This window comes from Chromohalobacter sp. (assembly GCF_039830575.1).
In the GTDB taxonomy this organism is placed as follows: domain Bacteria; phylum Pseudomonadota; class Gammaproteobacteria; order Pseudomonadales; family Halomonadaceae; genus Chromohalobacter; species Chromohalobacter israelensis.
This window is the reverse complement of sequence record NZ_JBDOOX010000005.1, coordinates 24,089-50,870: the sequence shown is the minus strand read 5'-3', so window position 1 is coordinate 50,870 and position 26,782 is coordinate 24,089. Positions and strand designations below refer to the sequence as shown.

General features: G+C 66.7%; 24 protein-coding genes. 20 read left to right on the top strand and 4 right to left on the bottom strand.

The window, feature by feature from the left end; all coding sequences use genetic code 11:
* The first annotated feature begins 79 nt into the window (after positions 1-79).
* The 8 genes from ABGX75_RS03340 (at position 80) to ABGX75_RS03305 (ending at position 7,097) form a co-directional block, all read left to right on the top strand.
* On the top strand, positions 80-832 hold the full coding sequence (locus ABGX75_RS03340; protein ID WP_011506912.1) for an electron transfer flavoprotein subunit beta/FixA family protein: 753 nt from the start codon (positions 80-82) through the stop codon (positions 830-832).
* A complete protein-coding gene (locus ABGX75_RS03335; protein ID WP_287124011.1) occupies positions 829-1,755 on the top strand; it encodes an FAD-binding protein in 927 nt (308 codons plus the stop codon). Before ABGX75_RS03340 ends, ABGX75_RS03335 begins: the two co-directional genes overlap by 4 nt.
* Positions 1,756-2,009: 254 nt before the next feature.
* The gene (locus ABGX75_RS03330; protein ID WP_240673338.1) at positions 2,010-2,786 is read left to right on the top strand and encodes a DUF3450 domain-containing protein; all 777 of its coding nucleotides are present in this window, start codon (positions 2,010-2,012) and stop codon (positions 2,784-2,786) included.
* The gene (locus tag ABGX75_RS03325) at positions 2,786-4,195 is read left to right on the top strand and encodes a MotA/TolQ/ExbB proton channel family protein (protein ID WP_179153610.1); all 1,410 of its coding nucleotides are present in this window, start codon (positions 2,786-2,788) and stop codon (positions 4,193-4,195) included. The genes ABGX75_RS03330 and ABGX75_RS03325 overlap by 1 nt, the downstream gene beginning before the upstream one ends.
* Positions 4,179-4,712 (top strand): MotA/TolQ/ExbB proton channel family protein, encoded by a 534-nt coding sequence (locus ABGX75_RS03320; RefSeq protein WP_011506916.1) that lies wholly within the window; start codon positions 4,179-4,181, stop codon positions 4,710-4,712. The genes ABGX75_RS03325 and ABGX75_RS03320 overlap by 17 nt, the downstream gene beginning before the upstream one ends.
* Complete coding sequence (locus ABGX75_RS03315) at positions 4,705-5,115, top strand: biopolymer transporter ExbD (protein ID WP_011506917.1); 411 nt, start codon at positions 4,705-4,707, stop codon at positions 5,113-5,115. Before ABGX75_RS03320 ends, ABGX75_RS03315 begins: the two co-directional genes overlap by 8 nt.
* On the top strand, positions 5,112-5,894 hold the full coding sequence (locus ABGX75_RS03310) for an energy transducer TonB (protein ID WP_179153609.1): 783 nt from the start codon (positions 5,112-5,114) through the stop codon (positions 5,892-5,894). Before ABGX75_RS03315 ends, ABGX75_RS03310 begins: the two co-directional genes overlap by 4 nt.
* Before the next feature lie 3 nt (positions 5,895-5,897).
* On the top strand, positions 5,898-7,097 hold the full coding sequence (locus ABGX75_RS03305) for a hypothetical protein (RefSeq protein WP_347410967.1): 1,200 nt from the start codon (positions 5,898-5,900) through the stop codon (positions 7,095-7,097).
* 19 nt (positions 7,098-7,116) lie between these two features.
* On the opposite strand, the gene xthA is transcribed toward ABGX75_RS03305, so the two are convergent.
* Together xthA and ABGX75_RS03295 are read right to left on the bottom strand one after the other, a co-directional pair.
* Complete coding sequence (xthA, locus tag ABGX75_RS03300; protein WP_011506920.1) at positions 7,117-7,947, bottom strand: exodeoxyribonuclease III; 831 nt, start codon at positions 7,945-7,947, stop codon at positions 7,117-7,119.
* Positions 7,947-8,198, bottom strand: a complete 252-nt coding sequence (locus ABGX75_RS03295) for a hypothetical protein (protein ID WP_011506921.1) — start codon at positions 8,196-8,198, stop codon at positions 7,947-7,949. The genes xthA and ABGX75_RS03295 overlap by 1 nt, the downstream gene beginning before the upstream one ends.
* 226 nt (positions 8,199-8,424) lie before the next feature.
* Here ABGX75_RS03295 and ABGX75_RS03290 point away from each other — a divergent pair, with 226 nt between their 5' ends.
* Both ABGX75_RS03290 and dinG read left to right on the top strand, forming a co-directional pair.
* Positions 8,425-9,699 (top strand): DEAD/DEAH box helicase, encoded by a 1,275-nt coding sequence (locus ABGX75_RS03290; RefSeq protein ID WP_011506922.1) that lies wholly within the window; start codon positions 8,425-8,427, stop codon positions 9,697-9,699.
* A gap of 3 nt (positions 9,700-9,702) precedes the next feature.
* Positions 9,703-11,868: an ATP-dependent DNA helicase DinG gene (gene dinG, locus ABGX75_RS03285; RefSeq protein ID WP_287124009.1), complete on the top strand. Its 2,166-nt coding sequence runs from the start codon at positions 9,703-9,705 to the stop codon at positions 11,866-11,868.
* Positions 11,869-11,921: 53 nt separating this feature from the next.
* Here the strand turns inward: dinG and ABGX75_RS03280 are convergent, their stop codons facing one another.
* Positions 11,922-13,001, bottom strand: a complete 1,080-nt coding sequence (locus tag ABGX75_RS03280; RefSeq protein ID WP_011506924.1) for a 3-deoxy-7-phosphoheptulonate synthase — start codon at positions 12,999-13,001, stop codon at positions 11,922-11,924.
* 382 nt (positions 13,002-13,383) lie between these two features.
* On the opposite strand from ABGX75_RS03280, the gene rpoE reads away from it, so the two are divergent.
* The 9 genes from rpoE (at position 13,384) to pdxJ (ending at position 22,907) form a co-directional block, all read left to right on the top strand.
* Positions 13,384-13,989, top strand: coding sequence for an RNA polymerase sigma factor RpoE (gene rpoE, locus ABGX75_RS03275; RefSeq protein ID WP_011506925.1), 606 nt, complete (start codon positions 13,384-13,386; stop codon positions 13,987-13,989).
* Positions 13,990-14,206: 217 nt separating this feature from the next.
* Positions 14,207-14,998, top strand: coding sequence for a sigma-E factor negative regulatory protein (locus ABGX75_RS03270; RefSeq protein ID WP_287124008.1), 792 nt, complete (start codon positions 14,207-14,209; stop codon positions 14,996-14,998).
* Between the two features lie 315 nt (positions 14,999-15,313).
* A complete protein-coding gene (locus ABGX75_RS03265) occupies positions 15,314-16,750 on the top strand; it encodes a DegQ family serine endoprotease (protein WP_035412532.1) in 1,437 nt (478 codons plus the stop codon).
* Between the two features lie 206 nt (positions 16,751-16,956).
* Positions 16,957-18,777 (top strand): translation elongation factor 4, encoded by a 1,821-nt coding sequence (gene lepA, locus ABGX75_RS03260; protein ID WP_011506928.1) that lies wholly within the window; start codon positions 16,957-16,959, stop codon positions 18,775-18,777.
* A gap of 11 nt (positions 18,778-18,788) precedes the next feature.
* A complete protein-coding gene (lepB, locus tag ABGX75_RS03255; RefSeq protein ID WP_011506929.1) occupies positions 18,789-19,592 on the top strand; it encodes a signal peptidase I in 804 nt (267 codons plus the stop codon).
* Positions 19,593-19,694: 102 nt separating this feature from the next.
* Positions 19,695-20,387, top strand: coding sequence for a ribonuclease III (gene rnc, locus ABGX75_RS03250; RefSeq protein ID WP_035412536.1), 693 nt, complete (start codon positions 19,695-19,697; stop codon positions 20,385-20,387).
* The gene (gene era / locus ABGX75_RS03245) at positions 20,384-21,283 is read left to right on the top strand and encodes a GTPase Era (protein WP_011506931.1); all 900 of its coding nucleotides are present in this window, start codon (positions 20,384-20,386) and stop codon (positions 21,281-21,283) included. Before rnc ends, era begins: the two co-directional genes overlap by 4 nt.
* A gap of 30 nt (positions 21,284-21,313) precedes the next feature.
* On the top strand, positions 21,314-22,018 hold the full coding sequence (gene recO / locus ABGX75_RS03240) for a DNA repair protein RecO (protein WP_347410968.1): 705 nt from the start codon (positions 21,314-21,316) through the stop codon (positions 22,016-22,018).
* A 64-nt stretch (positions 22,019-22,082) separates the two neighbouring features.
* Positions 22,083-22,907 (top strand): pyridoxine 5'-phosphate synthase, encoded by an 825-nt coding sequence (gene pdxJ / locus ABGX75_RS03235; protein ID WP_347410969.1) that lies wholly within the window; start codon positions 22,083-22,085, stop codon positions 22,905-22,907.
* A gap of 3 nt (positions 22,908-22,910) precedes the next feature.
* Here pdxJ and ABGX75_RS03230 read toward each other — a convergent pair whose 3' ends face one another.
* Complete coding sequence (locus ABGX75_RS03230; RefSeq protein ID WP_347410970.1) at positions 22,911-25,703, bottom strand: ATP-binding protein; 2,793 nt, start codon at positions 25,701-25,703, stop codon at positions 22,911-22,913.
* A gap of 181 nt (positions 25,704-25,884) precedes the next feature.
* Here ABGX75_RS03230 and cysM point away from each other — a divergent pair, with 181 nt between their 5' ends.
* Entirely contained in the window at positions 25,885-26,781 is an 897-nt protein-coding gene (cysM, locus tag ABGX75_RS03225; protein WP_035412547.1) for a cysteine synthase CysM, read from the top strand.
* Position 26,782 lies beyond the last annotated feature (1 nt).

Genomic DNA, 26,782 nt, shown 5'->3' with positions numbered 1-26,782 from the left:
CGGGACACGCCCCCTATCAAACGCTTGAATGAATTTGTTCTAAGGGCATGCCTGCCGGTTCTAACCAAGCGAGGACACCATGAAAGTACTCGTCGCGGTCAAACGCGTCATCGATTACAACGTCAAGATCCGGGTCAAGCCGGACCACTCCGACGTCGATCTCACGAACGTCAAGATGGCCATGAACCCATTCTGTGAGATTGCCGTGGAAGAAGCGGTGCGCCTCAAGGAAAAGGGCGTCGCCAGCGAAGTGGTGGCCGTCACCATCGGCCCCAAGGCCGCGCAGGAACAGCTGCGTACCGCGCTGGCGCTGGGCGCGGATCGCGCCATCCACATCGAGACCGACGACAAGGTCGAGTCGCTGACCGCCGCCAAGCTGCTCAAGCGCGTCGTCGACGACGAACAGCCCGGCTTGACGATCCTCGGCAAGCAGTCCATCGATACCGACAACAACCAGACCGGTCAGATGCTGGCCGCGCTGGCAGGCATGGGACAGGGCACCTTCGCGTCCGAGGTGCAGGTCGAGGGCGACGAGGTCCGCGTGACCCGCGAGATCGATGGCGGCCTGCAGACGGTCTCGCTCAAGCTGCCGGCGGTGATCACCACCGACCTGCGCCTCAACGAGCCGCGTTACGCCAAGCTGCCCGACATCATGAAGGCCAAGAAAAAGCCCATCGACGTGCAGACGCCCGATGCCCTGGGGGTCGCGGTGACCTCCAGCCTGAACGTGCTCAAGGTGGAATCGCCGGCCGAACGTCAAGGCGGCACCAAGGTGGCGTCCGTGGATGAACTCGTCGACAAACTCAAGAACGAAGCCAAGGTGATCGCATGAGCATTCTGGTAATCGCCGAACATCACAACGGCCAACTGGCCGGCAGCACTGCGCATGTGGTCGCCGCGGCCCAGGCCATCGGCGGCGACATCGACCTGCTGGTGGCGGGCGAAGACGTTGCGGGCGTCGCCGAGGCGGCCGCCGGGCTCGCCGGCGTGAGCAAGGTCCGCGTGGCCGATGCCGGCGTCTATGCCCATCAGCTTGCCGAGCCGGTGAGCGACCTCATCGCCGGGCTCGCCGGGGAGTATTCCCATGTGCTGGCGGCGGCTTCCACCCAGGGCAAGAACGTCTTGCCGCGCGTTGCCGCGCTCAAGGACGTGGCGGCGATTTCCGAGGTGCTGGCCGTGGAAAGCCCGGACACCTTCCTGCGGCCCATCTACGCGGGCAACGCGATCGCCACCGTGCAGTCGAGCGATGCCCTCAAGGTACTCACCGTGCGCACCACGGCCTTCGATGCCGTCGAGGCCACGGGCAGCGCCACCATCGAAGCGGTGACCGCCGAGGTCGACAATTCGCTGTCGCGTTTCATCGGCGAGGAACTGGCCAGCAGCGATCGCCCCGAGCTGGGCAGTGCCCGCGTGGTCATCTCCGGCGGGCGCGGCATGGGCAACGGCGACAACTTCAAGCTGCTCGAGGGCATCGCGGACAAGCTGGGGGCGGCGATCGGCGCATCGCGGGCCGCCGTGGACGCCGGCTTCGTGCCCAACGACATGCAGGTGGGGCAGACCGGCAAGATCGTCGCGCCGGAGCTCTACATCGCCGTGGGCATCAGCGGGGCGATTCAGCACCTGGCGGGGATGAAGGACGCCAAGGTGATCGTGGCGATCAACAAGGACGAGGAAGCGCCCATCTTCCAGGTCGCCGATTACGGCCTGGTGGGCGACTTGTTCGAGGTATTGCCGGAGCTGGAATCCAAGCTCTAGGCACGCTCTGGAACGTGCCGTATCGGGGCGGTCGTGCCGCCCCGTCACCCCCCGGAAGAACCGGCCCTCGTGGCCGGTTCTTTCGTTGCATGGGGTGGCTCATGATTGATAATTGTTCTTGTTTGTATTAGCGTGCTAGCCCTTCAGGTGCTGGCCGTTGAGGTAACCGGCACGCAAACGCAACGGGAGAAGGCGTGGTGGCAAACGACACGCGACACCGAACACGGACAGGCTGGTGCGCGGCCTGGGCCGGCATGGCGCTATTGACGAGCCTCGTGACGCCCGCCTGGGCGCAGCAGACGTCATTGCGCGAGGCGAGTGCGCAAGCGCAACAGACCCAGGCGGCGTTGCAGGAAAAGATCGACGCGGCCGACGACGAGACCCGCGAGCTGCTCACTCGCTTGCGGGATGCCAGCCGCGACGCGTCCCGCCTCGAGCGCTACAACGAGGAACTGTCCCGCCGCAACGAGACGCAGGCGGCGCTGATCGAGCGGCGCCGCGAGGCCATCGACCAGCTGTCGGTCACGCGCGAGGCGCTGCCTGGCTTGCTGCGTGACATGGTGACGCGCCTGCGCACCCTGATCGAGGCCGATCTGCCGTTCCTGCGCGAAGAGCGTCTGGCCCGGGTCGAGAGTCTCGAGTCGATGCTCGATGACAGCGAAATGGCGGCCGCCGACAAGCTCGATCGCGTCTTGTCCGCCTGGCGCACCGAGCTCGATTACGGACGCGAGATGGATACCTGGCAGGGCACGCTGGTGGGCGATGAGGCACGCCAGGTCGATTATCTGCGCGTGGGGCGCGTGGGGCTCTATTACCTGACCCCCGACGGGCGCTCCGGGGCGGTCTGGCGTGCCGACGAGCGCGCCTGGCAACCGCTCGAGGGCGATGCGCTCGACGAACTTCGCAAGGGCATGCGCATCGCGCGTGACCAGCGCGCGCCGGCCCTGCTGGACCTGCCGGTCTCGGTGGCGCTCGAGACACGCGCGTCCGACGCTGCCAATTCTTCAGCCGCCGAGGACGAGGAGTCGTGATGAGCGCATGGAAGTCTCTGCTGTTATCCCCGGTGCTGGTCGCGGCGATGGCGTTGCCGGGTGTCGCGTCCCTGGCCTCGGCGCAGGACGATGGCGCGACGCCCTCGCTGGGGCAGTTGCTGGAAAGCTTGCGTACGGACAGCGACGCCGCCGAGGCACGTGACCGGCAGCGCCTCGCCGCCTTGATGGAGGATCGGGAAGCGCTGCGGGACGCCGTGAACGAGGCCGAGGCCGAACGCGAGGCGGCCCGTGAGCGGCGCGACGCGCTGGAAGCTACCCAGGCCGAACAACGCGAGGCGCTCGAGGCGGTGAACGAGCGTCGCCGCAACGAGGCGGGCGACCTCGACGGCGTGTTCGGAGTGGCGCAGGGCGCCATCGGAGAACTGCGCGATGACCTGGGCGACGGCTGGTTGACGGTGGGCACCCGGACCCGGTTGCCGGCGCGCCTGGACGATGGCGCCATCATCGACACCCAGACCCTGGAATCGCTGGGCCGGACCTTTGCCGCGCTGACCGCCGAAACGGGACGCGGCGTACGTTTCGAGGCGCCCATCGCCGATGCCGAGGGCAACGTCGAGCGGCGCGAGGCGATTCGTCTCGGCGACTTTCTGGCCTTCAGCGACGGCAAGCTGTTGACCCGCGACGTCGGCGACGACTCGCGGGAACCGACACTGCGCGTGGTGTCGCACACCCCGGAAGCGGCCTCGCAGGCCTTGCGCGCCTTCCAGCAGGGCGACGGCGATCGCGTGGTGTTCGATCCGACGCGGGGCAATGTGCTCGAGGCGCTCTCGCAGCAGCCCACGCTCTGGGAGCGTTTCCAGCAGGGCGGTGCGGTCGGCTACGTGATCGTGGTGCTGGGCATCGCCGGTCTGCTCGTCGCCTTGTCGCAATACGTCTACCTGCTGCTGGTCAGCGTGCGTCTGCGGCGTCAGCTGCGCTCGCCCGATGCGCTGCGCGACGACAATCCCCTGGGCCGCGTGCTCGGGCGCTTCGCGGCACTGGGGCGCGAGCATGCCCCGGAGGCCCTGGAAGCGCGTCTCGATGAAGCGCTGCTGGCCGAGAAGCCGCGTCTCGAGCGCGGCCAGCCTCTGGTCAAGCTGATGGCGGCCGTGGCGCCGCTGCTGGGGCTTCTGGGGACCGTGACCGGGATGATCGGGACCTTCCAGTCGATCACCGTCTTCGGGACCGGCGATCCGCAGCTCATGGCGGGCGGGATCAGCCAGGCCCTGGTCACCACCGTGCTGGGGCTGATCGCCGCCGTGCCGCTGCTGTTCGCGCATACCGCCTTGAGCAGCCGCAGCCGCGAGTTGCTCGGCACCCTCGAAGGGCGCGCCAGCGCCGTGCTTGCCGAGCATCTCGAAACGCCCGACGGCCACACGGGAACGCAGGCCCATGCCCACACTCGCTGAGCCCATCGTCTGGCTGGTAGGGGCCGGCGGCCCCGTGCTGGTGGTGATCGCCCTGGTCGCCATGGCCCTGTTCGCCATGGGGCTGGAACGCGGCCTCTACTGGCAGTTCGTGCATCGGCGTCGGCGTCGTGCGCTGGTCTCGCGCTGGGTCGCGCGACATGACCATCTGAGCTGGAGCGCGCTGACGCTGCGCGAAGTATGGACCCAGGAACTCATCGGCCAGCTGCGGCGCCCCTTGCCATGGCTCAAGTTGCTGGTCGGGCTGTGCCCGTTGCTGGGACTGCTGGGCACGGTTACCGGGATGATCCAGGTCTTCGACAGCCTGTCGCTGACCGAGGCCAATCAGGCGCGCGCCATGGCCGATGGCGTGGCGCGCGCCACGCTGCCGACCCTGACCGGGATGGCGGTTGCCGTGGTGGGGCTGTTGTTCACCACACGACTCGAACACGTGATTCGGCGCGAGGACCAGCGGTTGCATGACCGCATGGCGCGTGCCGTGGAGGATGCCAATGCGTAGGCGTCGACTACAGGACGTCAACGACGACGCCCAGGAGATCAACCTCACGCCGATGCTCGACGTGGTGTTCATCATGTTGATCTTCTTCATCGTGACGACCAGCTTCATCAAGGAAAGCGGGGTCGAGATCGAGCGCCCCGAATCGTCGGCCGCCACGGCGCGTCCCGATGCCCAGGTGATGGTCGCCATCACGGCCGAGGACGCCGTGTGGGTGGATGGTCAGCCGGTGGACGCGCACCGCGTGGGCAACGAGGTGGCCAGCCTGGTCAGCGACGAGGGTGGGGTCGTGATCCAGGCCGATCGCCAATCGACCACGGGGCTGCTCATCGAGGTCATGGATGCCATCCGCGACGCCGGCGTGGATGACGTCGCCGTGGCGGCGGAGCGAGGCGCCGACGGATGAGGGTGATCGCGGGAGCCGCGGGCGGCGTGCTGATGGCGCTGGGCCTGTTCTATCTGCTGGCATTGCTGGTGGCGCCGCCGGACGATGCGCGCGAGCCCATCGAGCAGCCGATGTCGGTGTCGCGTGTCGAGGCGCCACAGGCGCAGGCACCGGCCCCCCAGGCGGCCGCGCCCGATGCGCCGACGCCACCGGCCGACACGCCGCCGCCACCGCCGCCGTCGCCCGTGCCGGCGGCGCAAAGCGACAGTGCGCTGGCGTTGCCCGAGCCAGAGCGCTCGGCACCGCCCACGCCGGAGGTGCCGCAAGAGACATTGCCGGAGCTGGAGGAGATCGAACCCCAGCCCGAGCCCACGCCGGAACCGCAGCCCGAGCCGGAGCCGGCTCCCGAGCCCGAACCGACGCCACAGCCGACCGAGTCCTCGTCGGCGAACGAGGCGTCCCAGGGCGAGAGCGAGGCCGCCTCGGCGGACCAGGCCGCGGATAGCGGGGAGTCCAGCCAGGCGCCGTCGCAGGAAGTGGGGTCTCCCCAGCCCACCGAGCGCGTGCCGCCGGAATACCCGTCACGGGCGCAGCGTCGTGGCATCGAGGGGTACGTCGAAGTGCGCTTCACGATCCAGCCCGACGGCCGGGTGGATACCGATTCCTTGCGGGTCACCGAGGCCCAGCCGCGAAACGTGTTCGAGCGGGCGGCACTGAAGGCGATCTCCGGCTGGCGGTTCCCGCGTGCGGATGCCCCGCGTGAAGCGCGTCAGCGTCTAGAATTCCGCCTCAAGAGGTAGCGCATGCGGTTGTCTCATTGGAGCTATGCAGTGGTGGTGGGCCTGTGCCTGGGGGCCGCCGGCAGCAAGGCGCTGGCGGCAGGGCCGCCGCTGGCGCCGGACATGGTGAACGCCCTGGAGTCGCTGCAGCAGCGCCTGCAGGACGACGGGGCCAGCCAGGACGAGATCGACGACGCCAAGGCGGCGGCACGCCGACTGCAAGGGGGCAATGCGGCGGACCGCTGGGCGCGGGTGCTATTCCTGCAACTGGCGGCCACCGGTGAAGCCCGGCGGGGGCGTGACGGCGCCGCCGCCGATCTGTATCGCCAGGCGCGGCGCATCGACGGTGTCGACGGCGACTCGCGCCGGCGCTGGCTCGATCAGGAAGCTCGCCTGCGGCTGCGTGCCGGCCAGACCGCGCAAGGCGCCGAGCTGCTCGGCGAGTGGATCGAGCGTCACGGTGGCGACCGCGACAGCCTGTGGTTGATGGCGCAGGCGCAGGCGACGCTGGAGCACTGGTCACAGGCCGCGAACTGGGTCGACCGTGCACGCCGCGCCGGTGGCATGAACGACACGCGTCGTGCCCTGGCGGCGAGCGTCTATCAGCATGCCGAGCGCTATGAGGCGGCGCTGGGATTGCTCGACACGGCGCTCGAGGGGAAGGGCGACGACCCCGATGCCTGGCGGCGCGCGGCGGCCCTGGCGCAGCGCATGCAGCGTCCCGGCCTGGCCGCCGCGTTGTGGGAAGCCGGTTGGCGGCGGGGGGCGCTGCAAGGGCGCGAGGCGCTCGAGCAGTTGATACGCCTGCACGTGGCGGGTGGTACGCCGGCACGCGCCGCCGAGTACCTGCAGGCCGCATTCGAGGACGGTACCTTGCCCCGCGATGTCGAGCATCAGCGGCGCCTCGCCGAAGCCTGGACGGCGGCGCGCGCCCATCGCGAGGCGCTGTCGGCGTGGCGCACGCTGGCCGAACGGACCCGGGCCGCCGAGGACTGGCGGCAGCTCGGCGAACTGGCCTATGGATGGGGCGAATGGTCGACGGCGGTGGAGGCACTGCGCGAGGCTCGCGAGCAGGGCGCCGACCCCGCGCGAACCTGGCTGCTCGAAGGTGTGTCCCTGCTGGAACTGTCTCGCGAGGAAGACGCACGGCAGGCTTTCGAGGCGGCCCGCGACGCGGGCGCGTCGCAGGCCGAGGACTGGCTGGCATCGCTCGACGCCGACTGAGACCGGCGTCGCGCCGTTCTCAGCTCGCGCCGGCGTCGCAGGCGAGCTGCGCCCACACCGGCGCATGGTCCGAGGGCCGCTGAATGCCGCGCAGTTCGTAGTCGATGCCCGCATCCGTCACCCGCTCGCAAAGCGCGGGGGTGACCATGATGTAGTCGATGCGCAGCCCGCGCTTGGGATCGCGCTCGAAACCGCGCGAGCGATAGTCGAACCAGCTGAAACGGTCGTCGACCTCGGGGTAGCGCAGGCGGTAGCAATCGCTGAGCCCCCAGTCGACCAGCCGCGCGAGCCATTCGCGCTCCACCGGCTGGAAGCTGGTCTTGCCCTCGCGCAACCAGCGCTTGCGGTTGGCCTCGCCGATGCCGATGTCGATGTCGGCGGGCGAGATGTTGAAATCCCCCATCACCGCGAGACGTTCACTGGGCGTGTGGCGTTCCTGCAGCAGCGTCGTGAGCCGTGCGTAGAAGTCGCGCTTGTTGGGAAACTTGGTAGGGTGGTCGACGTTCTCGCCCTGGGGGAAGTACCCGTTGTAGACCGTCAGCGGCTCGCCATCGTCACACGCCAGGCGCACGCCGATCAGCCGGCGCTGGGCCTCCTCGCCGTCGTCGGGCAGGCCGTAGTACACCGCCTCGGGCGCCTGGCGCGTCAGCAGCGCGACGCCGTAGTGCCCCTTCTGGCCGTGGAAGGCGACGTGGTACCCCAGTGCCTCGACCGCCTCGCGAGGGAATTCGCTGTCCTGTACCTTGGTTTCCTGGAGGCCGATGACATCGGGCGCGTGGGCGTCGACGAGCGCTTCCAGTTGATGCAGGCGGGCACGGATCCCGTTGATATTGAACGACACCAGGCGCATCAGTCGTCACCTCGCTTGTCGCTGTCGGCGGACGAGGTGCCGCCATGGATGTCGAGCTTGGGCGCCTGCTGCTGACGCGCCAGTCGGCGTGCCGCCTGCAGCTTGCGCTGCTGACGCTTCTTCTGGGTATAGCGCGCCGAGGATTTGACCTCGTCGGGGTTGTCGTGGCGCCATTGACGATAGTCCTTGCGGCGCCCGGTGCGAATCGTCACCTTGCTGGCGAGCGAGCGGGTCTTTTTCCTGCGTGTCATGTCGTATCCCGTGTCGTATTGACTTGGCGCCCATTCTACCAGCCGCGTCGTCGAGCGACATCCGTGCCGGGCGCGATGCCCGCGCGAGGCTCGGCAATGACTGATACAATGCCCGCTTCCGCCGTGATCCAGCTCGGCTGAACGACGGCCGTGGCGCGCGCCGGGAGGCGGGTGAGCGCGCTGGATTCATGCATTCCGTACGAATATTGGACAGACATAGAAGCCTATGAGCGAGTCGGACAAAACCTCAGCACCGGCCCAGAACCGCAAACCGAAACGTCGGCGTCGCAAACCGCGCCGCTCGCAATCCCAGTGGGACATCAAGCAGTTTCAGGTGCCGCCGGTCGCGGGGAAGTGGCGTTTCCACGATTTCGACCTCCCCGTGCCGTTGATGCGCGCGATCCATGCCCTGGGGTTCGAGTATTGCACGCCGATCCAGGCCGAGGCCCTGGCCAAGACCCTGCTGGGCGGGGACGTGGTCGGCAAGGCCCAGACCGGCACCGGCAAGACCGCGGCCTTCCTGATCTCGATCCTGGCCTACTTTCTCGAGGAGAAGGCACCCGACGGTCAGAAGCCGGGGGCGCCGCGTGCGCTGATCGTGGCGCCGACCCGGGAGCTGGCGCTGCAGATCGAGAAGGACGCCAAGGCCCTGGCACGCTTCACCTCGCTCAACGTCGCCAGCGTCGTGGGCGGCATGGACTATCAGAAGCAGCGTGACCAGCTGGGCCGCAAGGTCGATGTGCTGGTCGCCACGCCGGGGCGCCTGCTCGACTTCCACGAGAAGCGCGACGTCGACCTGACGCAGACCGAAGTGCTGGTGCTCGACGAAGCGGATCGCATGCTGTCGATGGGCTTCATCCCCGATGTCAAGCGCATCGTGCGGCATACGCCCAAGGCCGAGGAGCGTCAGACCTTCCTGTTCTCGGCGACCTTCAGCCAGGACATCCTCAACCTCGCCAATCAGTGGACGCACGATGCCGCGCATGTCGAGATCGAGGTCAGCCTCGAGAATGCCGCCAACATCGATCAGCGGGTCTATCTGGTGAGCGACAGCGACAAGCAGCGCCTGCTGGTCAATCTACTCAACCAGGAGAACATGGAGCGCGTGATCGTGTTCGGCAATCGTCGCGACCTGGTGCGCAACCTCGACAGCGAGCTGCGCAAGGCGGGGATCAACGTGGCGATGCTGTCCGGCGACGTGCCGCAGAACACGCGCATCACGACCCTCGACAAGTTCCGCAACGGTGAGGTGGACGTGCTGGTGGCCACGGACGTGGCAGGGCGCGGCATCCACATCGACGATGTCAGCCATGTGGTGAACTACACCCTGCCCGAGGATCCCGAGGACTACGTGCACCGCATCGGACGCACGGGACGTGCCGGTGCGGAGGGCGTGTCGATCAGCTTCGTCGGCGAGGAAGACGCCTTCGCCCTGCCGGGGATCGAGTCCTACATCGGCGACAAGCTGCCGTGCCAGCATCCCCCCGACGGGCTGCTTTGACCCTTGGCCGAGACGACGGATAACGGGCTCGACAGCGAGCTCAAGGCGACGATTCAGACGGCCTATCGCCGGGTGCTCGACTCGCTCGAGCTGACCCCGCGGTACGGCCAGCGTCTGATGATCGCCGAGATCGCGCGAACCCTGGGCGGTATCGAGTCGGACGACGCCGGACGGCGGCTGTCCAACGAGCACGTCTGCGTGCTGGAGGCGGGCACCGGTACCGGCAAGACGCTGGCCTACCTGCTCGCCGCGCTGCCCATCGCCCAGGCACGCGGCAAGCGCCTGGTGATCTCCACCGCCACGGTGGCCCTTCAGGAGCAGGTGCTGCATCACGACCTGCCGGCCCTCAAGGCGCACAGCGGCCTCGACTTCGAGTTCGCCCTGGCCAAGGGGCGCGGTCGCTACTTGTGCGTGGCGCGGCTCGATCAGGCCCTCGAAGGTGGCGAAGACAACCCCACGCTGTCGCTCTTCGAGGAGGCGATGTCCTCCGGCGACGGGGACGACTTCCAGGCCCTGGCCCAGGAGATGGCCGACGCCTATTCGGCGGGGCGCTGGGAGGGCGATCGCGACAGCTGGCCCACCGGGATCGACGACGCCGACTGGCGGCGCCTGACGATCGACCATCGCCAGTGCACCAATCGCCGCTGCGGACACTTCGGGGCCTGCGCCTTCTTCCGCGCGCGTCGCGGGCTCGACCAGGCCGACGTGATCGTCGCCAACCATGACCTGGTGCTGGCGGACCTTTCCCTGGGCGGTGGGCTGGTACTGCCGTCGCCCAAGGATTGCATCTACGTCTTCGACGAAGGCCACCACCTGCCCGACAAGGCGCTGGATCACTTCTACCACCGGCTGCCGGTCAACGGCACGCTGCGCTGGCTGCGGACACTGAAGAAGTCGCTGACCGAGCTCAACACGGCCCTCGGCGTGCAGCCGACCCTGGCGCGCCTGCTGGCGACCCTGCCGGAGGCGATCGCGGCGCTGGAGCCGCGCCTGGGCGAGGCCTTCGCCATGGGGCATCGCCTCGCCGAGCGCGAAGAGGGGCTGCCCGACGATGCCACCGATGCCGTGCACCACCGTTTCCCGATGGGGCGCGTGCCGGAGGCCCTGAGCGAGCAGGCCCAGTCGATGGTGACGGCATTCGCCGAGCTGTCGCGCACGCTCGAAAGCATGGCGGATATCCTGCGCGAGAGCCTCGACCCCGAAAAGGCCACGGGGCTGCCGCGCGAGCAGGCCGAGTCCTGGCTGCCGCTGGTGGCGCTGCTGCACGGGCGCGCGCTGGAGGCGCATGCCTTGTGGCAGGCCATGGCGACGCCGGACCCGGCCGAGGGCATTCCCCAGGCGCGCTGGCTGACCTTCGAGCGTATCGCCGGCGATGCGGAACTGACGTTTTCGGCCAGTCCGGTGTCGGCCGCCGAGACCCTGGCGCGCCACTTGTGGGGCACCTGTCACGGGGCCGTGGTGACCTCGGCGACGCTGACCGCGCTCAATCGTTTCGAGCGCCTGCAGGAGCGGGCCGGACTCGCCAATCGGTATCGCTATCAGCGCCTGCCGAGTCCCTTCGACTATTCCCGCGCCGTGCTCAGCGTACCGCCGGAGGCCGTCGATCCCAGCAACCGTGAGGCCCACGAGCGTGCGCTGATCGACTTCACCAAGGCACTGGACGAACGCGAAGCCGTGCTCATGCTGTTTTCGTCACGCAAGCAGCTGCGCGCGGTGCTGGAGGCGTTGCCGGAGACGGTGCGCGAGCGGGTCGTCGCCCAGAATCACCTGCCCAAGCATGAATTGCTGCAGCGCCACCGCGCACGGGTCGACGCCGGGGAGGGCAGCATCATCTTCGGGCTGGCCAGCTTCGCCGAGGGCATCGACTTGCCGGGCGAGTATCTCACCCACGTGGTGATCACCCGCCTGCCGTTCTCGGTGCCCGACGATCCGGTGGGAGCAACCCTGGCGGAGTGGATCGAGAGCCGCGGCGGCAACCCCTTCATGCGGATCTCGGTGCCGGATGCGTCGATACGCCTGGTTCAGGCCTGCGGACGGCTGATCCGCAAGGAGGCCGATCAGGGTCGCATCACGCTGCTCGACCGGCGCGTCCTGACTCGGCGGTACGGGCGGGCGCTGCTCGATTCGCTGCCGCCGTTTCGCCGCGAGATCGACGGTCAGGCGCAGTAGGCGCGCCGCCCGCGCCGCCGAAAGCCCGGCGCGGACGGCGGTGGGGCGGGCGATCAGGCGCCGCGCTGGCGCTGACCGAGTACCGGCTTGAGCTTCTCGTCCATGCTGCGCATGGCCGTTTCGGTGGTCGGCCAGTCGATGCAGGCATCGGTGATCGAGACCCCGTATTGCAGCTGCGAGCGGTCCTCGGGAATCTTCTGGTTGCCCCAGCCGATATGCGATTCGACCATCAGGCCCATGATCGAGGTGTTGCCCTCGAGGATCTGGTTGGCGATGTTGTCCATCACCAGCGGCTGCAGGGAAGGGTCCTTGTTGGAGTTGGCGTGCGAGCAGTCGACCATGATGTTGGGCGTGACGCCGGCCGCGCGCAGCTCGTTCTCGGCCAGCGTGACGCTGACGCTGTCGTAGTTGGGCTTGCCGTTGCCGCCGCGCAGGACGATGTGCCCGTAGGCGTTGCCGCGCGTGCGGATCACCGCGACCTGGCCGCCCTGGTCGATGCCCAGGAAATTGTGCGGGTGGGCGACCGACTTGAGGGCGTTGACCGCGACATCGAGACTGCCGTCGGTGCCGTTCTTGAAGCCCACCGGCGACGAGAGACCGGAGGCCATTTCACGGTGCGTCTGGGACTCGGTGGTGCGGGCGCCGATGGCCGACCAGCTGATGCAGTCCTGCAGGTACTGGGGCGAGATGGGATCGAGCGCCTCGGTGGCCAGCGGCAGCCCCATTTCGGCGAGTTCCACCAGCAGGCGCCGGGCGGTGCGCAGCCCTTCCTGGATGTCGAAGGTATCGTCGAGGTGAGGGTCGTTGATCAATCCCTTCCAGCCGACGGTGGTGCGCGGCTTCTCGAAATACACGCGCATCACGACGTACAGGCTGTCGCTGACCTCGTCGGCCAGCTTGCGCAGACGGCGCGCGTAGTCGCGCGCGGCTTCCACGTCGTGGATCGAGCACGGTCCGATGACCACGACCAGGCGCGGGTCGTCGCCATCGAGAATGCGCTGCAGGGTCCGACGACCCTCGAGTACCGTGCGCTCGGCTTCCTCGGAAAGAGGGATTTCCCGCTTGAGAGCTTCGGGGGTGACCAGCACGTCCTGCGCGAGGACGTTGATATTGTTGACCTGCTGTTCTGACATTCCGCTACCTGTAGATATGTGTCGCCAAGGGCATCGGTTTCGCTTGCGAAGAAGCGCTACTATCGCTTGTCGGCGCCGGGAAAATCAATGTCGCAGCCGAACTTATCGCCGAGCGAGCGGTCAATGCCCGGATGCCTTGAGCGCATCCGCCGTCGTGTCGCCTTGATGGGACGGGCAGAAACAGGAACACTAGACACATCACAAGCAAGCGGATCGGCCACATGACCCCAGGTCTTCGCCCCATTCGATTCATTGTCTCGATCATTCAGTGCCCCGCGGGCTCGACTGGAACATGATGACCACACAGCAGATGCAAATTTCATGCGGTGCCGCCGAAGCGGGCGGCCCGCGCCATGGTGCCTCCGGCATTGAGGGGGAGTGAATGGGCACAAGGGAAACCGATCACCAGCTCGTTGAGCGTGCCCAGAAGGGAGACACCCGCGCTTTCGACCTCCTGGTCAAGAAGTATCAGCACAAGATCATCGGTCTGATCGGCCGCTATGTGCACGATCCCGCCGAGGTGCAGGACGTGGCGCAGGAGGCCTTCATCAAGGCATATCGTGCGCTCGGCAAGTTTCGCTCCGAAAGTGCCTTTTATACCTGGATGTACCGTATCGCGATCAACACCGCCAAGAACCATCTCGTCTCGCGCGGTCGCCGACCGCCGGGCAGTGACATGGACATCGTCGATGCCGAAGTGCTCGATCACAGCGGTCGCCTGTCCGATATCGATACCCCCGAGGCGGCGCTGCAGCGCGACCAGCTCGAGGCAGTGGTGTTCGAGGTGATCGAGAACCTGCCGGAAGACCTGCGTACCGCGATCACGCTGCGGGAGATGGACGGTCTCGCCTACGAGGACATCGCCAACATCATGCAGTGTCCGGTCGGCACGGTACGTTCGCGCATCTTTCGCGCGCGCGAAGCGGTGGACAAGGCCATCGCCCCGTTGTTGAGCACGTCGAACAAGGCGGACGCCGCCGTCGAGTGATGAAAAATGCAATCCATGTCATCGCGAGTGAACTGTTCGGCGACTTTGACGTCTCAACGGGGTATCAGTGGAATGAGTGGGCGCTACGACGCCATGTGAGCAGGACGCTCGCTCGGGTTTCAGAACCGGTTTCAGGAGCTGTGTTGCCATATGCGAGCCGCTACACAGCGCCCAATGGACGATGGGCATTCGTCTTGTCGAATGTGAGGGTGTAGGTATGAATCAGAACGTGCGAGAGTCTTTTTCCGCGCTGATGGATAACGAAGGCGATGACCTGGAAATACGGCGTGCCTTGAAGGCGCTGCAGGGCTCGCCCGAGGAAGCCGATACATGGCGGCGTTACCATCTGGCGCGCAGCATGATGCAGCGCGATCGCGACGTGGATGTCACGACCGATCTCTCCGCCGGTATCATGGCTCGGCTGGCCGACGAGCCCGCGCCCCAGGAAGCGCCGGCGCCATCCACATCGCGCCGCGCCGCACCGTTTTCCTTCGCCGGTAGTGCCGCTGTCGCCGCGGCGGTATCCCTGATGGTCATCACCGGCGTTCAGGTCTACAACGCCAACGTACCGGGCGATGGCGAAGGCGCGGAGTTCGCCAGCAGCGATGCGGCCACGGGGCAGGGAGGTGCGGATGCGCAGCGCGCCTCGCTGACCAGCGCTCCCTCGGGCGGCGCCATGGTGACGCCGGTCGGCATGGGGGGCGGTGCCTCGGGATTCTTGGCCTCTTCGGCAGGCACCGGTCCGGTCTTCCCGAGCCTGGCGCCGTCAGCGCCGGGCGGCCTCATGGAAGCGGGCATGGACTCGCCGCTGTTTGCCGACCCCGATCGCCAGTCCCAGCGCAGCGGCTATCAGTTCCAGCGTAGCGACTACGAGCAGGTGCTCATGTTGCAGGCGTATCTGAATCAGCATGCCGACCAGTTCGCTGGCGATGGCGCGGGCGATGCATGGATGTCCAGCCGCAGCGTGTCGGGTGGCCCGGAAGCGTCCGAGAGGGCGAGCCAGCGCTGATGCGCTGGATGGCAAGGACACACGAATGACCCATGGGGCGCGCCGCGGATTGCCGGGTGCGCCCTTTTATCGTTCGGGTCGGGGCGTGCGTGTCATGGAGCGGTGCCACGCCTCGGCCGGACCGTAGATGCGCTCGACGCGACACGGGCGAATGGCAGTGTTCAGTGAACTCGTGTTGCGTTAGCGTATCAATGGAGTGTCGGCCGCGTCGCGGATATCGCGGTCGGCCATGGTAGGTCGGCGAGCCCCGCCGGCCATTGTCAATGCGACTCCTCGTTTGGTTAACGAGTCCACGCTTTGTATCAGGAGTCTTTGATGAAATACATCGCCCGTCATACCACCCTTTGGTGTCTTGCCCTGCTGACGCTTTTCACCGCTCAGCTCGCCCAGGCACGCGACCTGCCGGACTTCACCCAACTGGTGAAGGATGCCGCCCCCGGGGTCGTCAACATCTCCACCACCAGTACCGTCGAATCCCGGGGCATGGCCGGGTCGCCGTTCGGCGGTCAGGACGTGCCCGAAATCTTCCGGCACTTCTTCGGCGATCAGATGCCGCCGATGATTCCCGGGGCGCCGGGCTACGGCGGCAGTGAAGAGCGCCACTCCCTCGGCTCCGGCTTCGTCATCAGCCGCGACGGCTACATCATGACCAACGCCCACGTGGTCGACGGTGCCGACGAGATCGTGGTGCGCCTCAACGACCGTCGCGAGCTCGAGGCCACGCTCGTGGGGGCCGACAAGAAAACCGACGTCGCCGTGCTCAAGGTCGATGCCGATGACTTGCCGGTACTCGAGATGGGAGACTCCGACGCCCTGGAGGTCGGTGAATGGGTCGCCGCCATCGGCTCGCCCTTCGGCTTCGATCATTCGGTGACCTCGGGCATCGTCAGCGCCATCGATCGTACGCTGCCCAGCGACGCCTATGTGCCGTTCATCCAGACCGACGTGGCGATCAATCCCGGCAATTCCGGCGGTCCGCTGTTCAACCTCGATGGCGAGGTCGTGGGTATCAACTCGCAGATCTATACCCGCAGTGGCGGCTTCATGGGGGTGTCCTTCGCCATTCCCATCAACGTGGCGATGGATATCGCCGATCAGTTGAAGGACTCCGGGCATGTCAATCGCGGCTGGCTCGGCGTGGTGATTCAGCCGGTATCCCGTGACCTGGCGGAATCCTTCGGGCTCGACGGTCCGCGCGGCGCGCTGATTTCCGATGTCACCGACGACAGTCCGGCAAGCCGTGCGGGACTCGAGGCGGGCGACGTGGTGCTGTCCGTCAACGACGATCGCGTCGAGGATTCCAGCTCGTTGCCGCGTCTGGTGGGGCGTGTCGCGCCGGGCGAGGACATCACGCTGACGGTGATGCGCGATGGCGAACGCCGCGATCTCGACGTGACCGTGGGCAGCTGGCCCGACGAGGGCAAGGCCGTGACGGGGACGTCGAAGAAGGACGACAGCCAGGTGCGGCTCGGCATCGCCATCAGCGATCTGGATGAGCCGATGCGCCGGCAACTGGACGTCGACAGCGGCGTGCTGGTGCGCCAGGTCGACCCGCGTGGTGCGGCCGCCGCCGCCGGCCTGTCACGCGGCGATGTCATCGTCAGCTTCAACGGCCAGGACATCGAGGATACCGATGCCCTGATGGAGGCGGTGAAGGACGCGCCCACCGATCGTGCCGTGCCCGTGCGCATCGTGCGCGACGGCCAATCGTTGTTCGTGGCGCTGCGCCTGGAGACCGAAAAGCAGGAGTGACGTCCGCGGCAATGCTCACCACCTGAGGACGAGGCCCCGCCGAAGCGGGGCCTCGTCGTGTCCGGCAACGCGTCGATCGCACGCGCTTGCTGTCCATGTCAGGTGCATGCCGGTACAATGCCTTTCATTCGAATGCCCGTCGGTCCGCGTACGCTTGCCTCGCGGTATGCTTGGCCGGATCGTGTTTCTGACTCAGGTAGGACTTGATGAGCCGCGACGAAAAGAACGCAACGCTTCCTCACATTCGCAACTTCTCCATCATTGCCCATATCGACCACGGCAAATCGACGCTCTCCGACCGCATCATCCAGATCTGCGGTGGCCTGACCGAGCGCGAGCTGAAAGAGCAGGTGCTCGATTCGATGGACCTCGAGCGTGAGCGGGGCATCACCATCAAGGCGCAGTCGGTCACGCTGGATTACAAGGCCGAGGACGGTCAGGTCTACCAGCTCAACTTCATCGACACGCCCGGCCACGTGGACTTTTCCTACGAGGTCTCGCGCTCGCTGTATGCCTGCGAGGGCGCGCTGCTGGTGGTCGATGCCGGCCAGGGCGTCGAGGCCCAGTCGGTGGCCAACTGCTACACGGCCGTGGAGCAGGGGCTCGAGGTCCTGCCCGTGCTCAACAAGATGGACCTGCCCCAGGCGGATCCCGATCGTGTCGCCCACGAGGTCGAGGAAATCATCGGTATCGATGCCTCCGATGCCTGCCGGGTCTCGGCGAAGAGCGGCCTGGGCATGGAGGCGTTGCTGGAGCGCCTGGTGCGCGACGTGCCACCGCCCAAGGGAGATCCCGAGGCACCGCTGCAGGCCTTGATCGTCGACTCCTGGTTCGACAATTACCTGGGCGTGATTTCCCTGGTGCGTCTGTTCGACGGGACGATCAAGAAGGGCGACAAGATCCGCATGAAGTCCACCGAGCGCGCCTGGGAAGTGGGCGAGGTCGGTATCTTCACGCCCAAGCGCAAGGAGACCGGCATCCTGCGGGCCGGCGAAGTCGGCTTCGTGGTGGCGGGCATCAAGGACATCCATGGCGCGCCGGTGGGGGACACCATCGTGCACGCCAAGGGCGGCGAGGACGTCGCGCGCCTGCCGGGCTTCCAGAAGGTCAAGCCGCAGGTCTACGCGGGCATGTTCCCGGTCAGCTCCGACGACTACGAGGATTTCCGCGACGCCCTGGAGAAGCTGGCGCTCAACGACGCCTCCCTGGACTACGAGCCGGAAAACTCCGATGCCCTGGGCTTCGGCTTCCGCGTCGGGTTCCTCGGCACGCTGCACATGGAGATCGTCCAGGAACGGCTCGAGCGCGAGTACAACCTGGACCTGCTGACCACCGCACCGACGGTCATCTACGAACTGGCCATGAAGGATGGCGAGACGCGTTACGTCTCCAACCCCTCCAAGTTGCCGGACATGGCCGATATCGAAGAGATGCGCGAGCCCGTCGTGCGGGCCAGCATCCTCGTGCCGCAGGATTTCGTCGGCAACGTCATTTCCGAATGCGAGCAGCGTCGCGGCACGCAGCTCGACATGCTGTTCCTGGGCAGCCAGATTCAGCTCACCTACGAACTGCCCATGAGTGAAGTGGTCATGGACTTCTTCGACCGCCTGAAGTCCATTTCCCGGGGATACGCCTCGCTCGAGTACAACTTCGAGCGTTTCGAGGCCGCCAAGCTGGTACGTCTAGACGTGCTGATCAACGGCGACCGGGTCGATGCGCTGGCCACTATCGTGCACCGCGATCACGCGCACCCGCGCGGTCGTGCCCTGGTGGAGAAGATGAAAGAGCTGATTCCGCGTCAGATGTTCGATGTGGCGATTCAGGCGACGCTGGGGGGACAGGTCGTGGCGCGCTCCACGGTCAAGGCACTGCGCAAGAACGTCACCGCCAAGTGCTACGGCGGCGACGTCACGCGCAAGCGGAAATTGCTCGAAAAACAGAAAGCAGGCAAAAAGCGCATGAAGCAAGTCGGCAAGGTGGAGATTCCCCAGGATGCCTTCCTCGCCGTCCTCAAGATGAATGACTAGGAATCGTAGCCATGGATTTTTCGTTGTTGCTGGTGCTGGCCGTGGCCATCACCGGCATTGTCTGGCTGTTGGATATCGTGTGGTGGCGGCGTGCGCGTCGCGCCCGGCTGGCCACGGCCGAGTCGCAGGTCGACGGTGAGCTGGATGCCGCGACGCGCGGCAAGCTGGCCAAGGAACCCTGGCCGGTGGATTATGCGCGCTCCTTCTTTCCGGTGCTGTTGATCGTGCTGGTGCTGCGCAGCTTCGTGGTCGAGCCGTTTCAGATTCCTTCCGGCTCGATGCGTCCCACGCTCAAGGTCGGTGACTTCATCCTGGTCAACAAGTTCACCTACGGGCTGCGGTTGCCGGTGATCAACACGGAAATCCTCGACCTCGGCGAGCCGGAACGCGGCGACATCATGGTGTTCCGTTTTCCGGACGACCCTTCGGTCAACTTCATCAAGCGCGTGGTCGGCCTGCCGGGCGATCGTATTCGCTACGAAGACAAGCAGCTTTACGTCAACGGCCAGCCAGTCGCCAAGTCGGTGACCGACGACGACGCCGATGACGCGCCCGGCGAGCGGCAATTCGAGGAACGCCTGGGGGATGTCGCCCATGCCATCTACAACAATCCGCAGGACCCCGGCCCGCAGATGCGCGAGGTCGTGGTGCCGGACGGGCAGTACTTCATGATGGGCGACAACCGCGACCATTCCAACGACAGCCGCTACTGGGGCTTCGTGCCGGAAGAGAACATCGTGGGCGAGGCCTTTGCCGTGTGGATGCACTGGGATGGCGGTTTGCCGAGTTTCTCCAGTGTCAGGCTCCTCGAATGACCCGGACTCTCGAATGACTCATACTGACGTTCGCATGACCCATACTAGGGGAGAGCGACGCTCTCCGACGCGTTATCAAGAACAGATGAAAAAGGCAGTTCCGTGAGTAGCCCTTTGCAAGCCCTCAGTCGACGGATCGGTTACCAGTTTCGCGATACCTCGCGACTGGAATTGGCGCTGACCCACCGTAGCTACGGGGGCAAGAACAATGAGCGTCTGGAGTTTCTAGGTGACTCGATCGTCAATTTCGTGATCGGCGAGGCGTTGTTTCAACGCTTCCCGCAGGCCCGCGAGGGGCAGTTGTCGCGCCTGCGCGCGCGTCTGGTCAAGGGGCAGACCCTGGCCGAGCTGGCGCGCGAGTTCGAACTGGGCGAGTGCCTGCGCCTGGGGTCCGGCGAGATGAAGAGCGGCGGATACCGCCGCGATTCCATCCTCGCCGATGGCGTGGAAGCGCTGATCGGCGCCATCTATCTCGATGCCGGGATGGACGTCGCCAAGGCCCGTGTCCTCTCCTGGTATGCCACCCGCCTGGAGGCGATCGACCTGCAGGACAACCAGAAGGATCCCAAGACGCGCCTGCAGGAATTCCTGCAGTCGCGCCAGGCGGCGCTGCCCCGTTACGAGGTCGTGTCGGTCGAGGGCGAGGCGCACGCGCAAGTCTTTACCATCGAGTGTCACGTCGAGATGCTCGAGGATCATACGCTGGGTGTCGGCTCCAGCCGCCGTCACGCCGAGCAGCAGGCCGCCGAAAAGGCGCTTGAAACTCTCGAACCTTCCCGGGGCAAGCACGCATGACGCAACACTGTGGTTTCGTGGCCATCGTCGGTCGCCCCAACGTCGGGAAATCGACGTTGATGAACCGGATACTCGGTCAGAAAATCTCCATCACCTCGCGGCGGCCGCAGACCACGCGTCACCAGGTGATGGGCATCAAGACCGAGGGGGAGACCCAGTTCATCTACGTCGATACGCCGGGGATGCACATCCAGACCCGCGATCGCAACAAGGCGATCAACCGCTTCATGAACCAGGCGGCCACGCATGCCCTGCGCGATATCGATTGCGTGATCTTCATCGTCGACCGCACCAAGTGGACCGCGGAAGACGACGTGGTACTGGAAAAGCTCGGCCAGGTCCCCGCGCCGGTGATTCTGGCCGTCAACAAGGTCGATTGGCTCGAGGACAAGAGCAGCCTGCTGCCGTGGCTGGACAGCATCAGCCGCAAGCGCGAGTTCGCCGCCGTGGTGCCCATCTCGGCAAAGCACGGTACCAACGTGCCGGAGCTCGAGGCCGAGATCGCCCAGCGCCTGCCGGAAAGCGTGCACTATTTCCCGGAAGACCAGATCACCGACAAGAGCCAGCGCTTCCTGGCCGCCGAGCTGGTGCGCGAGAAGGTCATGCGCCAGCTCGGTGACGAGCTGCCATACCAGATGACCGTCGAGATCGAGGAATTCAAGGACGACGGCAAGACGCTGCACATCAGCGCGCTGATCATGGTCGAGCGGCCGGGCCAGAAGAAGATCCTGATCGGGGAGCGCGGCGAGCGCATCAAGAGCATCGGACGCGAGGCCCGCCTGGAAATGGAGCGCGCCTTCGACGCCAAGGTCATGCTCAACCTGTGGGTGAAGGTCAAGCGTGGCTGGTCCGACGACGACCGTGCCCTGAAGAGCCTCGGCTACGATCTCGACTGATTGCGCCCACCACGGCGCGGAGATGCCGCGATGACGCCTGAACCGGCCTTTTTGCTGCACAAGCGTGCCTACCGCGAGACCAGTGCCATCGTCGAGCTGCTGACCCTCGGCCAGGGACGCGTGCGTGCCGTGGCCCAGGGCGTGCAGCGCGGCGGCAGCAAGGCGCGCGGTATCCTGCAGCCGTTCTCGCCGTTGCATGTCACCTGGAGCGGCAACGGTGACCTCAAGCGCCTGCGCCTGCTCGAAAGCCAGGGAAGTGCGGCCCTGCTGGCCGGCGAGGGCCTGCTCTGCGGCGTCTATGCCAACGAACTCCTGGCGCGCACGCTACCGCTGGAATACCCGGCGGGCGAAGTGTTCTCGTTGTACGCGCTGACCCTCGAGGCACTGCCATCCCCGGCCAAGCGCGCCGGCGCGTTGAGGCGCCTGGAAATCACCCTGCTCGAGACCCTGGATGCCGCCCCGCGTTTCGTCGACGAGCAGGAGGCGCCGCTGGATGCCTTCACCCATTACCGCTACCATCCCGACCAGCGCTGTTTCCGCGGGGTGCCCGCCGGCAATGGCGGTATCGACGGGCGAAGCCTCAAGTGGCTGGCGCGGGGCGACTGGGAAGAACCCGGCCTGGCGGGCGTCGCCAAGCAGGTCACCCGGGCGGCCCTGGCGCCGTTGCTGGGCGAGCGCCCGCTGCGCTCGCGGGAGTTGATGCGTCGGCTGGCCGAGCGTCGACGCGCTCACTAGGCGCTGCTCCAGGCCTGAACCTCACACCTCCACCGTTCCACCCTTCATTGCCGAGGAATCCGTCATGCATCCGCCACGTATCCTGTTGGGCGTCAACATCGACCACATCGCCACGCTGCGTCAGGCACGCGGAACGCGTTACCCCGATCCCGTGCAGGCGGCCATGCTGGCCGAAGAGGCCGGTGCCGACGGCATCACGCTGCATCTGCGCGAGGACCGCCGCCACATCCAGGAGCGCGACGTGCGCGTGCTCGCCGAGACGCTGGCGACGCGCATGAACCTGGAAATGGCGGTCACCGAGGAAATGATCGCCTTCGCCGAGACGCTGCGTCCCGCCAACGTCTGCCTGGTGCCGGAGAAGCGCGAGGAACTGACCACCGAGGGCGGGCTCGATGTCGTCGGGGCCTGCGAGCGCGTGGGCGACGCCTGCCGGCGTCTGGCCGCGGCGGGCTGCGAGGTATCGCTGTTCATCGACCCGGAACCCGCGCAGATCCAGGCCGCGTACGAGCTGGGGGCGCCGACCGTCGAGCTGCATACCGGGGCGTATGCCGAGGCCAGCGGCGATGCCCAGCGCGTCGAGTACCAGCGCCTGGTGGCGGCCGCGGAAATGGCCTTCGAACTGGGGCTGACGGTCAATGCCGGGCACGGCCTGCATTACCACAACGTCGAGGCGATCGCCGCGATTCCCGGCATCCACGAGCTGAACATCGGGCACGCCATCATCGCCCGGGCGCTGTTCGTGGGCCTCAAGGAAGCCGTCGCCGAGATGAAGCGTCTCGCCATCGCCGGGCAGGAAGCCGGTGTCATGGCCCAGCTGGATGCCCACGAGCACGAGCACGAGCACGAACACGACCATGACCACGACGAGGCCGGCGGCTGCTGCGGCTGAACCTCAGGGCGTCGACCAGTGTCGCGCCTGCCATTCGCGCAGGCGCTCGATCGCGGCCTGGAGCGCCGGGTAGAGTTCCCGACAGCCGTCCAGCCCCTGAGCCTTGAAGCGTGTTTCCAGGGTCTCCGCCAGGAGGGCCAGCTGCGGCACGCCACAGTAGCGGCAGGCGCCATTGAGGCGGTGGACGTGTTCGTGAAAGGCCTCCGCATCCTGCGCGATCCACGCTTCGTGGATCGCGCGTTCGCTGTCGTCCAGATGCTCGAACAGCAGGCCCAGCATGTCGTTGGCCAGGTTCTCCCGGCCGCCCGCCATGCGAATTCCCAGCTGCATGTCGACCACCGGTAGCTCCTCGCTGGCGGTCTCGTCCTCCGTGACGGACGTCGCCGGCTCGTGGGGAGCCGACTCGGAGGACGTCGTGGGGGCGGGTGTCGCCGCGCCGGTGACCACGTCAGAGGCGGTGCCGGCAGGCGCCACCGGCGTGTCCTGGCCGGGAGCATCGGCCAGGTGACGCTCGAGCATGGCATCGAGCGCGGGTTCGCGAATCGGCTTGATCAGACAGTCGCTCATGCCGTCGCGCAACAGCTGCTGGCGTTCTTCCTCCAGGGCATGCGCGGTCAGCGCCACGATGGGGCAGCGCTGCCACTCGTCGCCCAGGTCGCGCAGTGCCCGCATGGTCTCCACGCCGTTCATCCCCGGCATTTGAATATCCATCAGCACCAGGGCCACGGGCTCGCTCTGCGCCATGGCCAGGGCTTCCTCGCCGCTGCCGGCCAGCAACGGCGTCAGGCCGCGATCCTGCAACAGCTCCTTGACCAGCAGGCGGTTGGACGGCGTGTCGTCGACCACCAGCACCTTGCGCGGCGAGACGCCGCCGTTCGGGGCGGGCAGGGCGCTGGGGACGTCGTCCGCCAGCAGCAGGGCGCTCAGCGCGTTGCCCAGGCTGCGCCGCGAGACCGGCTTGGTGGTGATCTCGCCGCCGTGGGGCAAGGCCAGGTCGGGGATCTCGAAGGGATCGGCGTTGACCAGCAGCAGGCCGGGGCATTTGCAGTGATCGAGAACGTCACGCCAGGCACTGATCTCGCGCGGCCGCAGGTCGTCCTGGGTCAACCCCAGCACCAGCAGGTCGAGATCCGGCGTCGAGCTCGAACACGCCTCGCGGGAGCTCAGGGGCACGACCTGGGCGTGCCAGCGTTCGAGCAGGTGGGTCAGGGCATGGCGACTGGCGGGATGGGCCTCGAACAGCCCGATGCGACAGCCGCTCAGGTTCACCTCGGGGAGGCGCTCGCGCTGCTGGGTGGCGATCAACGTCAGAGTGAAGGTGAAGGTCGTGCCTTCACCGCTTTCGCTTTCGACGTCGATATCGCCGCCCATCTGTTCGACCAGGCGCTTGCTGATCATCAGCCCGAGGCCAGTGCCGCCGTACTTGCGCGAGCGGCTGGCATCGCCCTGGCTGAAGGCTTGAAAGAGCCGCTCGCGGCTCGGCAGGTCGAGCCCGATGCCGGTGTCGCGCACGCTGATGCGCAGCTTGGAACTGGTGGCATTGAGGTCGTCGAGCATGACGCGCACCACGACCTCGCCGCGCTCGGTGAACTTGACGGCGTTGTTGACCAGATTGGTGAGTATCTGCTTGATGCGCAGGGGATCGCCCAGCAATTGATCGGGCACGTCGTCGTAGACCAGTCCGAGCAGGTGCAGGCTCTTGCGTTGCGCGGTAGGGGCCTGGAGCCCCAGCACTTCATCGACCAGCGTCACCATGTCCACCGGCACGGTTTCCAGCTCGAGCTTGCCGGCCTCGATCTTGGAGAAATCCAGCACATCGCTGATCAGCGACAGCAGGTTGTCCGAGGCCGTCTGCACCTGTTCGAGCCATTCCCGCTGGCGGCTGTCCAGGGCGCTGCGGCCGAGCAGCTGGCAGAAGCCGATGATGCCGTTGAGCGGCGTGCGGATTTCATGGCTGATGTTGGCCAGGAACTGGGACTTGATGCGGTTGGCTTCCAGGGCGCGCCGGTGAGCCATGTCGAGCTCGATGTTCTTGACTTCGATGGTTTCCATCGACTCGCGCAGGTCGAAGGTGGTCTGGTCGATCTGCGCCTGGGTATCCTCGCGCTGGCGCATCATCTGCTCGCCCAGGGCGTTGAGCTGGTGGCCCAGCGTGACCAGCTCGCGCGAGCCGCGCGGTGTCAGGCGCGCACTGAAATCGCCGCCGTGGAGACGCTCGAGCAACGTGATGTGCCGTTGCAGCGGCGCCGTGAGCCGGCGGCTCAGGGGATAGGCGATCAGAAACAGCACCAGGCCGAGCACCAGGCCGGCCATGCCGTGGCTGGCCAGTTGCCGGTAGAACGTCAGCGTCAGCGCCGTGGTGCCCAGGTCGACGTCGAGCCAATACGCGGTGCCGGCGTTTCCTCGTATCTCCGCCGGGGACCCCAGCGGCTGGAGCCAGCGCCAGCGCGTCTCGGCTTCCTGCAGCGCACTCCGGTCGGGCATGGGCAGCGCGGGGGCGGGCTGGGTTTCCCCCAGGCTGAGCACGGCGTCGCCGTCGGCAGCGCGCACGCTGACGGCAGCGACCTCGTCGATGTCCAGCAGACGCTGGGCGAGTCGCCGCAGGTGGTCGTCCCGTCCCTCTTCCAGGACCAGCGAGACGGCGGGTGCCAGGGCCGCGGTGACATCGGCGATGCGTGTCACCAGCGCCTGGCGTACCTGCTGGCGCTCCATGTAGATATCGTAGGCGCCGTAGATCAGCCCCACGCTCAGGGGCAGGCCCAGCAGCAACAGCAATAAGCGCAGTCGTAGCGACATTCCGACGTTCCCTTCGTTTTCCCCGCCGGCAGTATGCCACACTCGCCGGGTTCGCCTGTCGCCGACGGGCCGTCCCGGATATAATCAGGGGCATCGAACACCCGACGGATGAGTGCCGAAACGCCGTGTGCCGGTCACGCGAGACGTAACGGCGTTCGTCGTGCCAGTAAAGGATGAACCCATGCAATTCCCCACTCTCGCGGATGCGGTCGGTCACACGCCGCTGGTGCGTTTGACGCGGCTTCAGGCAGGGCGCAACAACACGCTACTGGCCAAGCTGGAAGGCAACAACCCGGCCGGTTCGGTCAAGGATCGACCGGCCCTGTCGATGCTCGGCGAGGCCGAGGCGCGTGGCGAGATCCGCCCCGGCGACACCCTGATCGAAGCGACCTCGGGCAACACCGGGATCGCGCTGGCCATGGCGGCGGCGGTCAAGGGCTACCACATGGTGCTGATCATGCCGGAAAGCGCCTCCAGCGAGCGCAAGCAGGCCATGGCGGCCTACGGCGCGCAGTTGATCGAGGTGACCAAGGAGGCGGGCATGGAAGGCGCCCGCGACCTGGCCGACGAGATGATCGCGCGCGGCGAGGGGAAACCGCTCAACCAGTTCGCCAATCCGGACAACCCGTTGTCGCACTATCGCACCACCGGACCGGAAATCTGGGAACAGACCGGCGGCCGGATAACGCATTTCGTCAGCTCGATGGGCACCACCGGCACCATCATGGGCACGTCGCGCTACCTCAAGGAGCAGCGTGCCGACATTCAGATCGTCGGCCTGCAGCCTGCCGACGGTGCGAGCATCGCCGGTATCCGCCGCTGGCCGCGCGAATACCTGCCGAGCATCTTCGATGCCTCGCGGGTCGATGTCACGCTGGATATCGGCCAGCAGGAAGCCGAGGAGCACATGCGCCTGCTCGCCCGCAAGGAAGGCATCCTGGCGGGCGTCTCCTCCGGCGGCGCGCTGGCGGGGGCGCTGCGGATCGCCGAGCAGGTGGAAAACGCGGTGATCGTGTTCATCGTCTGCGACCGTGGCGACCGTTACCTGTCCACCGGCCTGTTCGCCCCGGAGCGCTGAG

Coding starts and splice junctions, on each gene's coding strand:
- ABGX75_RS03340 (WP_011506912.1), top strand. CDS start 80: ATGAAAGTACTCGTCGCGGTCAAACGCGTCATCGATTACAACGTCAAG.
- ABGX75_RS03335 (WP_287124011.1), top strand. CDS start 829: ATGAGCATTCTGGTAATCGCCGAACATCACAACGGCCAACTGGCCGGC.
- ABGX75_RS03330 (WP_240673338.1), top strand. CDS start 2,010: ATGGCGCTATTGACGAGCCTCGTGACGCCCGCCTGGGCGCAGCAGACG.
- ABGX75_RS03325 (WP_179153610.1), top strand. CDS start 2,786: ATGAGCGCATGGAAGTCTCTGCTGTTATCCCCGGTGCTGGTCGCGGCG.
- ABGX75_RS03320 (WP_011506916.1), top strand. CDS start 4,179: ATGCCCACACTCGCTGAGCCCATCGTCTGGCTGGTAGGGGCCGGCGGC.
- ABGX75_RS03315 (WP_011506917.1), top strand. CDS start 4,705: ATGCGTAGGCGTCGACTACAGGACGTCAACGACGACGCCCAGGAGATC.
- ABGX75_RS03310 (WP_179153609.1), top strand. CDS start 5,112: ATGAGGGTGATCGCGGGAGCCGCGGGCGGCGTGCTGATGGCGCTGGGC.
- ABGX75_RS03305 (WP_347410967.1), top strand. CDS start 5,898: ATGCGGTTGTCTCATTGGAGCTATGCAGTGGTGGTGGGCCTGTGCCTG.
- xthA (WP_011506920.1), bottom strand. CDS start 7,947: ATGCGCCTGGTGTCGTTCAATATCAACGGGATCCGTGCCCGCCTGCAT.
- ABGX75_RS03295 (WP_011506921.1), bottom strand. CDS start 8,198: ATGACACGCAGGAAAAAGACCCGCTCGCTCGCCAGCAAGGTGACGATT.
- ABGX75_RS03290 (WP_011506922.1), top strand. CDS start 8,425: ATGAGCGAGTCGGACAAAACCTCAGCACCGGCCCAGAACCGCAAACCG.
- ABGX75_RS03280 (WP_011506924.1), bottom strand. CDS start 13,001: ATGTCAGAACAGCAGGTCAACAATATCAACGTCCTCGCGCAGGACGTG.
- rpoE (WP_011506925.1), top strand. CDS start 13,384: ATGGGCACAAGGGAAACCGATCACCAGCTCGTTGAGCGTGCCCAGAAG.
- ABGX75_RS03270 (WP_287124008.1), top strand. CDS start 14,207: ATGAATCAGAACGTGCGAGAGTCTTTTTCCGCGCTGATGGATAACGAA.
- ABGX75_RS03265 (WP_035412532.1), top strand. CDS start 15,314: ATGAAATACATCGCCCGTCATACCACCCTTTGGTGTCTTGCCCTGCTG.
- lepA (WP_011506928.1), top strand. CDS start 16,957: ATGAGCCGCGACGAAAAGAACGCAACGCTTCCTCACATTCGCAACTTC.
- lepB (WP_011506929.1), top strand. CDS start 18,789: ATGGATTTTTCGTTGTTGCTGGTGCTGGCCGTGGCCATCACCGGCATT.
- era (WP_011506931.1), top strand. CDS start 20,384: ATGACGCAACACTGTGGTTTCGTGGCCATCGTCGGTCGCCCCAACGTC.
- recO (WP_347410968.1), top strand. CDS start 21,314: ATGACGCCTGAACCGGCCTTTTTGCTGCACAAGCGTGCCTACCGCGAG.
- pdxJ (WP_347410969.1), top strand. CDS start 22,083: ATGCATCCGCCACGTATCCTGTTGGGCGTCAACATCGACCACATCGCC.
- ABGX75_RS03230 (WP_347410970.1), bottom strand. CDS start 25,703: ATGTCGCTACGACTGCGCTTATTGCTGTTGCTGCTGGGCCTGCCCCTG.
- cysM (WP_035412547.1), top strand. CDS start 25,885: ATGCAATTCCCCACTCTCGCGGATGCGGTCGGTCACACGCCGCTGGTG.